Origin of the sequence: Methanosarcina baikalica, from assembly GCF_031461075.1 — an archaeon.
Taxonomy (GTDB): domain Archaea; phylum Halobacteriota; class Methanosarcinia; order Methanosarcinales; family Methanosarcinaceae; genus Methanosarcina; species Methanosarcina baikalica.
On the sequence record NZ_JAVKPK010000101.1, the window covers coordinates 1 to 9,098 of the forward strand.

Consider the following 9,098-nt stretch of genomic DNA (forward strand, 5'->3'; position numbering starts at 1 on the left):
AAAGACGAAATAATGGGATATCTGTTATTGAATATTAATTGTATTAGAATTTCAATTGAAGATAAAATATTGGACATTGAGTTTATTGTTGAACCGTTGGAGGATGCGAATAAACAAGCAATGACAAGATTGGGAGCTTTAAGAGCTATTTTTCCATTTTGCGAGAAGTATCAGTCAAGAGGAATATGGATACTTCCTTTTGGACAAATACCCTCTTACGATCCCTCCATAAAGGATATCTCGGAAGAGAATTTACGTATTAAGTCAGATGTCCAAAAAAATATTATTTGGACTAACATTGTAGAAGGTCAATACTGTCTGACTAGTTTATATGAGTACGAAAAGGTATGGTATGATTTTCGGATAGATAATTTAAAGTTCATCAAAAATATTTCGAATTTATTCAAGGCATTTATTGAAGGAAAATTCAAAAAACATATGAATGGGCACGAAGAGCTAAAATATAGATTAGAGAATTTCTTCAAAGATTTTCCTACTCTTTCAAAAGAATTAAAAGATAATTTCTCTGAAGAACTATGGAATCAATTAACAAAGGAAAAATCTCCACTCACAAATGAAAAATATCCATTAAAAAATTGGTTTTTTTATCTTAATAATTTCTTCCATCAAATATCAGTATATACAGATAATAAAGATACTAAAAAAGGGAAATTGGCTGTATCTAATTTAAACGATTCTCAAAAGTACCTTACAGGAATGCATAAAACTTTTGAATCCTTTTTCGATGTTTCTTACGATTACTTCAGTGCAAAATCTCTCGACGAAGAAGAACTAAAAGCTTATAATTTACTAGCTGATTTGTTAAATTTATGGATCAATGAGCCACCCAGGGTAAAACCTAAAAACGCTTTGAGTTACATTCGACAAATGAAAGAGTTTCAGCAGAAAAAACTTATTTGTCAATTGAATGAAGTTTTTGCCCCTCTGAAATCAACAGGTATGACCATCATAATACCTGAAAATATTTACGTTGATCATCCATTCAGATATTTAATTTTTGCGTTCTCTGTGAAAGATCCGCGCCATATCGAAAGAGAATTAATGATTATTTTTGAATCATTACTTGAGCTCAAAGAGATAGCTCATTTCTTTTATCTTGTTCCTCTATATGAAAAAGCACTTTTTTGTAGTGAAGGATATAAAATAAACTCAGATTTGCTATCTCAATTCAAAGAAGACAACATTAAGGACCGGGAATCCATAACATTTCAACCAATTCCTAAAAACTTAATGGGTTACTTACCCACTTTGGAATTTAAAAATTCTTCTGTGTACCAAATTCAAATAAAAATATATGAATTATTGGGTATGGTTGAAATATTAAAGAAGACAAAAGATATCATTGAACCATTAAGTTATAAACAAAACAAATATATTCTGGAATTATATAAGCACCAGCAAAATCGCTATATTAAAAAGGAAAAAGAATTAGAAATGTTATCACTCGAAACAAAAGATTATTTTCTCAAAGAGTTTTCTTCTCAATCAAAAGAACCTTACTTTAAAGTATTGTATGATTTTTTGGCTTTAATTGAAATATCATTGAAAGAGAATAAATTAGATGAATTCTATTGGAAATTAGATGTTAAACAAATAGTTAATGCAATAGATTTGTTAAAATAAGTACTAAGGTCACACCACAAAACGGAAAAAATCGTACGCTAAGTATTTTGATCGTAGGTGCTCACGCGAATATAACCAAAAGTGTGACCGCTAATTTTTACATCCCTTCTTCGCATAAAAGTTTCAAGACAACGTCTCTAACATTAGGACTTACGCGGTTGAAATGACAACTCAATAGCATTAAACCTTCAACTGCTTAAAATATGCCTTTAACCGTAACGTCTATTGTGCTTTATTTTGCATCTCAAGTGCGTAAGTCCTAAACATGTTAATAACAGCTAACAAACAATGAAATCAACTTAATTCTAACACAATTATTTTCAGTTCAATCCTTATAATCGCTTTCTTACTTTGATAAAGTTCAATACCCATAATTATTACCTGTTATTTCCTGCCGGGCATAGGGTATGGTCAGTAAACCAGAAACACTTCTTACATCCGGAGCACGTGTTTAGAGGCTCGCTGTTTATCACATGATTGGCAAATTCAGGGTCAGCTAACATGCCCCTGCCAATAGCAACAAGATCCACATAATCATTTTCAATTAAGAACCGTATCTGTTCTTCGTTGCGGATTTCATTGACTGCGATAACTGGAATATTTACTTCTTTTTTGATCTTACAGCCGCTATAGGCCATAGGACTGCATATGAAACCTTCCGGAACCGGATTTGTTGGAGGTTGCATGCCAAATGAAATGTGCAGTAAATCAATCCCGGCTTTCTCAAAGGCTTTAGCTACTTCAATGCCGTCCTTGCTTTCCGGGAGATACTCACCCATGCGCACGCTGACAATAAAATTTTTATGAGTATTGTTCCGAATCTCCGGGAGAATTTTTGTTAAAATCCGTGCCCTGTTTAGAGCGTCGCCGCCGTACTGGTCTGTTCTGCGATTGTAAGAAGCATCAATAAACTTGCATAAGGTAAATCCGTGAGCAAAATGATATTCAACGCCTTCAAAACCCATTTCACAGGCACGGAGAGCTGCCTGCTTCATATTCATCTGCATCGAATGAATTTCTGCAGCTGATAACTCATTAATGTCCATATTGCCGCAATGAAGCTGCATCATTATTGTTGCACCATATTCATGGCAGTTGGTCGCAATTTGCTTTAAAGCTGCAATATCCGCTTTTGACCACATGCCTGTGGAATCTACAGCCCCAAAAACGCTGGTGGCCTGCACAATAATAAGACCTGCACCACCTTTTGCCCGCTTCGCATAGTGTTCGATGTGCTGCTTGCCATAATAAGATCCATCATCTCCCTGAAAGGAAAAAGTAACCATAGGAGCCATTACAATTCGATTTTTAATGTGATTCCCACGAATCACTAATTCGTCTGTTATCTTAGCCATTTTATTTCCTCGCTAATTTCTTTTTTTGCAGGATTTTTGTATGGTCTTATCTATGTTTTCTGCTAACTATCAGGTTTATGGTTAGCAGCGCTCCTTTGAGATTTGACTTTTGCCGCAAAAATTCGGATTATGAAAAAAAAGGTCGCAATTTTGCTGAATTCCCGATTTATATATCCATCAATGTTGAATGAAGGAAGTGATGCCAAGAGCAGAACTTACCAGAGACGAATTCATTAAGAAAAAAAGGTCTCTTACGGAGTAATATTAATGTCAGGAACAGAACTTACTGAAAATGAACTGATCGAGGAAAGAATCGACCTATCACGGGCTACATGTCCCAACAGGGAGCAACGGGCAAACGGTATAAATGTCTGGTACGGAAAAGCAAGCGATCTTGCAAAAGAAGCCCGTTCAGGCTGCCTGAGACAAAGAGAGCGTAATTTTCAGCAGTCAAGCGGTTGTGTTCTGAACTTCTATCTTTCAGTAAGGATTGGAACAATACGCGATGCTGTAGCTATATATCATGCACCTGTAGGCTGCTCGTCTGCAGCACTCGGCTACCGTGAACTCTATCGGCATGTGCCTGTTGAACTTGGCCGTCCTGCGAATTTTGATCTCCACTGGGTTACGACAAATCTTGGGGAAAAAGATGTAGTTTACGGTGCTGGTGACAAACTTGGTGAAACAATAATAGAAGTTGAAAAACGGTACAACCCAAAAGCGATCTTTATACTTACATCCTGTACTTCAGGAATAATTGGAGAGGACATTGAAGGTGTTGTTGCAAAATACCAGCCTCAGGTGAAGGCAACAATAGTCCCTATCCATTGTGAAGGCTCACGTTCAAAACTTGTCCAGACCGGCTACGATGCTTTCTGGCACGCGGTCTTAAAATATCTTGTCAAAAAGCCGGAAAAGAAACAGAAGGATCTCATAAATGTAGCGAGTATGCTCTCGTACACCTGGCAGGACAGACTGGAGATAAAACGCCTGCTTGGAAAGGTTGGTCTGAGAGTTAACTTCATCCCTGAATTTGCATCAGTGGAACAGCTTGAGACGCTCTCAGAAGCTGCAGTTACAGCTCCCATCTGTCCCACTTACACTGACTATCTCGCACGCGGGCTTGAACAGGAATACGGAGTTCCTTATTTCCTCTATCCCTCCCCTATGGGAATTGCCAATACTGATGAGTGGCTAAGGACGATTGCAAAACACACTGGAAAAGAAAAGGAAGTAGAAGCCCTTATCGAAGAAGAACATAAAAAGTGGCTTCCTAAACTGAAAGCAATCAGACATGAATTTGAAAACTTCAAAGGCAATGGAGAGAAGGTAGAAGTGCTGGGTGCGCTTGGCCAGGGAAGACTTCTGGCACAGATACCGTACTTTGACGAACTTGGCCTTAAATCCTCAGCTGCAATGTGCCAGGACTTTGACAACTTAATCCTTCAGGACCTGGAGAAGTTGCTCGCCCAGATAGGCGACTTTGACATCCTGGTAAATACATTTCAGGCTGCAGAGCAGACACATATCACAAATCAGCGGAACCCCGATATTGCAATGACCTGTCCGTTTCAGGGAGGCGCGTTTAAGCGCGATAAAGGTGTTACAAGGGTGCATGCCTTAAGGTCGGATGCACATCCCTGGAGTGCCCAGAGTGGCTATACAGGAGCTATCGCATTTGGAAATTTCCTTTTGCAGTCATTGAAAAGTCATTCATATCAGAGAACTATGCTTGAAAAGACCAGAAGTACATACAAAGACTGGTGGTACAAACAGCCGAATTCGCTGTATTATCTTAAAGCAGAGGACTAAACCAGGTGTAATCATGGTAACAGGTGAATCTTTACAACCAACTAATCTTATTTCAGGTGCCATCGAAGCACCGCGTTATTCCTGTGCGTTCGGAGGGGCATATTCAACTGCCGTTGGCATATTTGGAGTTGTTCCTATACTTCATTCCGGGGCAGGATGTGGAATCGGACAACTATTTGGCCAATTTTACGGAGGCGGCCAGAATGCCGGAGGTCCCTACGGCGGAACAAGCACCCCATGTTCCTCTTTAGTTGAGGAGCACGTGATTTTCGGCGGTGAGAAAAAACTTGCAAATCTTATTGAGTCAACGGCAGAACTTGTAAATGGGGATTTGTTGGCAGTCATCTCCGGCTGCGTCCCTTCACTTATTGGAGATGATGTGGGATCGGTTGTCAGAACGTTTAAGGAAAAGAACCCCGACATTCCAATCATACATGTGAATACCTCCGGATTTGCAGGAACTTCATACGATGGCTATGAGCATTTTTTCAATGCTGTAATCGATCAGTTTCTCGAAAAGACTCCAAAAGAGAAAGGATTGGTTAACGTATTCGGAATAGTTCCTTCTCAGCATATATTCTGGAAAGGGGAGGCAAGAGAGATAAAAACGCTTCTTGAAAAAATAGGCTTAAAGCCGAATCTGATAATAGGAGAGTTTGACACTCTTGAGAATCTAAAAAAAATTCCGGCTGCTGAATACAATATTGTCCTATCATCCTGGATTGGACATAAAACGGCAAAGAAGCTGGAAGAAAAGTTTGACACTCCCTACATCTCCTTCCCAGGTGTGCCGATCGGACCCAAGCAAACTGCAGAGTTTCTGAGAGTCCTCGGAGAAAGGCTAGATGTCTCAGTAGACGTTATCGAAAATCTGATTGCTAAAGAGGAAAGGCGGGCATACAGATTTGCAGAATACGTTGGCGATATACTTTTGATCGTCAGACCACATCCGTATCTTGCGGTTGTTGCCGACAGTAATTCGGCTGTAAGCATCACAAAATACCTTGCAAATGAGATGGGATATCTGCCTGAAATTGTCCAGATAACGGATAATCCACCTGAGGAAGCCCGTGAATTAATAAATGAGGAGTTGACAACCGGCCTTGAAACTCCGGCCTGGCCTGAAATAATTTATGAAGTAGACGCGTACAGGATTCGGCAGAATTTAAAAGACAGGAATTTCTTATTTCTGCTTGCAAGTTCTCTCGAAAGTAATATAACCGGTCCTGAATTCAATGCCATACATCTGACGGTTTCATTCCCATCATATGACCGCGTTGTACTTGAGCACAGTTACGCAGGGTTTAGTGGAGGGCTTACTTTGATGGAAGATATTATGAGTAAATACGCCGGACCGCTGTGAGTGGATTTTCATTCCCCTCACAACTCCTTTTAAAGAATTGACAATTTAAATCCGATGTACACTTCGTACTCAAAGATTATCAAATTATTGCAGCTTGACATTCTATGCCACATATTTCGGAGCTAACCGATAAGTCATGGATTAAATGGATTTAAGAAATTGAATATATGTATTTTAAGTCAATATATAACAATTTATATATAAAATTACAGTTGTTTGAAAATCCATGGAGCATTGTACATGAAACATGGAGCATTGAATATGAAAATTAGAGAACGCGGCATGTCCGGAGAAAATCTATGGGAAGACTTTTTTAAGCCAGATCTTGTCCAGGCAACATACTTACATCTTAAAACACAGCATGCCAATCTGGGAATTGCGCTCGGGTGTTGTGGAGGACCATCCCAACTGATTGGAAAAACTGACTATGCCAATCAGATAACAGCGCAACTTGAGCAGGACATAAAGTGTCTGGGCGCGTCCGAAATTATTGTGGCTTGCCCGTACTGTTACAAACGTCTTTCTGAACGATTGACTGATCTCAAGCCAGTCTCTCTTTATATGGTGCTATCTGAAGCTGGTGCCAAATTTCCAGAAAAGGGAAACAGTACCTACTCTATTCATGACCCCTGCTCTGCACGCGGTCAACCGGAAATTCAGGACGCTGTACGCTCTTTGATTTCGAAAGCAGGATATACAATTGATGAACAGCCTCACACGCGGGATAATACCCACTGCTGTGGAATGGGTGGAATGGTGTTTCTAGTGAATGCAGATGTAGGTGCAGCAAAAACAGAGAGGACAGTACGAGAATCTCTGCACGATCTGGTTACCTATTGTGCAACCTGCCGTGATATATTCTCCGGTCAGGGAAAGAAATGTATCCATTTGCTTGATCTATTATTCAACAAAAATGCGGCTGAACAGGCAGCAAAAGTTCCCAATGCTCCGGAAGTTGCAACGAGAAATCTGAAAGTTTTGAACCGCTGGGTAAGGGGTTTAGCGAAGGAAATAAAGCATGAGTCAGTTTTGAATCCATGGCCAGGGAATTTAACGGAGGAAATAAAACATGAGTCTAAATAACCAACCTGTGCGTGGAATCATCCCTGTCCTTTGTGTAATTATCTCATCAATAATCTTTATTGAAATTGGCCAGGGTACCTTTGGAATTAATCCGGATATGCTCAGTGTGTATGCCCTATTCTTTGTCTGGACTGCATTCATAGTTTCGCTCGCTGGAGACTGGCCATTGGCGAAGATAAGGCAGCCTTTGCGAGGGATTTCTTATCTGGCGATCTGTCTGGTGATTGGGATACTGCATCCATTGGTGATTTCATGGCTTGGATATGGACCTGAAACCTATTGGCCACTGATATCGAATCTTTTCCTTGGAATTGGAATCATTATCGCCTTTGAGAATCCTCTTGTTAATGGTTTTTCCCAACCGAAAGCTGTCTTTTTCAACGTTCTCTTCTGTTATGTTTTTGCCATAATCCTTATGGTGGGATATGGCTTTGTTCCATCTATCTGGTTCGCGATGTTCGTTTATTACTTCTTTTGGGTAGAGAAGTGGCCACTGCAACAGATCGCCCAGCCGGTGAAGGGAATTTTGGCTTTTACAGTGTTAGGATTCTTAAGTTTGATCTTCTGGCAGGCCTACAGCCTGGCAGGTACTAATTTTTTTAAACCCGAGGGAGGGCTCTTCTTTGTCCTCTTTGTGTGGTGGCTCGTTATGTTCTCATGGAATATGGAGACGTGGCCGTCTCAGAAGGTTGCTCAGCCGGTAAAAGGGATTATCGGCCTCATGATATCTCTGGTTCTGACAGGCCTATCATATATCATAATCTTGAAGGTTTCTGGGATAGATCCGGGCACCGCCGGAAGTATAGTTTGGATCTTTATTTCCTGGCTCTATACATGGGATATTGTCCTTGCCAAATGGCCAGCAGATCAAAGTTCAGGACTGAATCAGAGCTCAGAGCTGACAGAGCTTACCACAGCATAAATGGGTTTGCCTCCTTCGGAGGCCCCAAAATCTTCTAAAATCAGGATTTCTCTATTTTAGATTCTACAGAATCTCAAAATACAAAAACTAATATCATTAAGCTAATATCTGTTTCAATGAAACTTACGAACTTGAGTGAAAGATCCATTTATGAGTAATAAAATATGATATGTTGAAGTTCTACAGACGCATGCTTTCTGACGCTGGTTTATTAGTTCAATTGTGTAAATATTTCAGTTAAATTAAGTTAGTTTGGTTCAGCAATTTTTCTTATTACATCCAGCATCCCATCAGATTTAAGAGGTTTTACTATAAAACCCATGGTGCCTATTTTCATTGACTCCGTTATCAGGGCCTGCTGCCCAAAAGAAGAACACATTACCATTTTTGCGTCAGGATCCATAACAAGAAGTTTTTTCAGTGCCTCTTTCTCATCCATATCCGATGTAATTACATCTATAGCAGGTGTAATAATATCCATTAAAACAAGATCCGGTTTTATCTCCAGGTATGTTTGAATTGCTTCCTCTCCGTCAGCCATTTCAGCAACTACTTCATGTCCATGCTTCAATAGAGTATCTTTGATTACCATTCGCATAAATTCGGCATCGTCTACGATCATAACTCTTGCCATTTATTTGCCTTCTTTTTTATATTTCTTAAAAGAACTGTAATATTATATGATTTTCACTCATATTTTTTGGTTGAATACCCCCACTACTTGCTTGTGGATGGCAACTTTCCAATAAATCAACGGAACTTAACTATTTTATATTTTTTGGTCCGTGTTACGGAAAAGTGCATCCGCTACTTGCAACATGTTATACCAGTCCAATTTAATTTTAATTTAAAATGAATTGATAGTTACCAACCGCGTTCCTGCAAGGCTTCTCCTGTAGGGATCATGTCTGCACTGATA

At 39.6% G+C, this 9,098-nt stretch carries 7 protein-coding genes; 5 read left to right on the forward strand and 2 right to left on the reverse strand.

Annotation, left to right across the window (positions count from 1 at the left end; genetic code table 11):
* Positions 1-1,644: hypothetical protein (locus RG963_RS15615; protein ID WP_310577205.1), on the forward strand; the 1,644-nt coding region annotated here is incomplete at its 5' end.
* A gap of 377 nt (positions 1,645-2,021) precedes the next feature.
* Here the strand turns inward: RG963_RS15615 and RG963_RS15620 are convergent.
* A complete protein-coding gene (locus RG963_RS15620; protein ID WP_310577206.1) occupies positions 2,022-2,999 on the reverse strand; it encodes an NADH:flavin oxidoreductase in 978 nt (325 codons plus the stop codon).
* A 267-nt stretch (positions 3,000-3,266) separates the two neighbouring features.
* Between RG963_RS15620 and RG963_RS15625 the strand changes: the two genes are divergently transcribed.
* The 4 genes from RG963_RS15625 (at position 3,267) to RG963_RS15640 (ending at position 8,179) form a co-directional block, all read left to right on the forward strand.
* Entirely contained in the window at positions 3,267-4,811 is a 1,545-nt protein-coding gene (locus RG963_RS15625) for a nitrogenase component 1 (protein ID WP_310577207.1), read from the forward strand.
* Positions 4,812-4,824: 13 nt separating this feature from the next.
* Positions 4,825-6,174 (forward strand): nitrogenase component 1, encoded by a 1,350-nt coding sequence (locus RG963_RS15630; protein ID WP_310577208.1) that lies wholly within the window; start codon positions 4,825-4,827, stop codon positions 6,172-6,174.
* 261 nt (positions 6,175-6,435) lie between these two features.
* Positions 6,436-7,257: a heterodisulfide reductase-related iron-sulfur binding cluster gene (locus tag RG963_RS15635; RefSeq protein ID WP_310577209.1), complete on the forward strand. Its 822-nt coding sequence runs from the start codon at positions 6,436-6,438 to the stop codon at positions 7,255-7,257.
* Positions 7,244-8,179, forward strand: a complete 936-nt coding sequence (locus RG963_RS15640) for a hypothetical protein (RefSeq protein ID WP_310577210.1) — start codon at positions 7,244-7,246, stop codon at positions 8,177-8,179. Before RG963_RS15635 ends, RG963_RS15640 begins: the two co-directional genes overlap by 14 nt.
* A gap of 247 nt (positions 8,180-8,426) precedes the next feature.
* Here the strand turns inward: RG963_RS15640 and RG963_RS15645 are convergent, their stop codons facing one another.
* Positions 8,427-8,813 (reverse strand): response regulator, encoded by a 387-nt coding sequence (locus RG963_RS15645; protein WP_310577211.1) that lies wholly within the window; start codon positions 8,811-8,813, stop codon positions 8,427-8,429.
* Positions 8,814-9,098 lie beyond the last annotated feature (285 nt).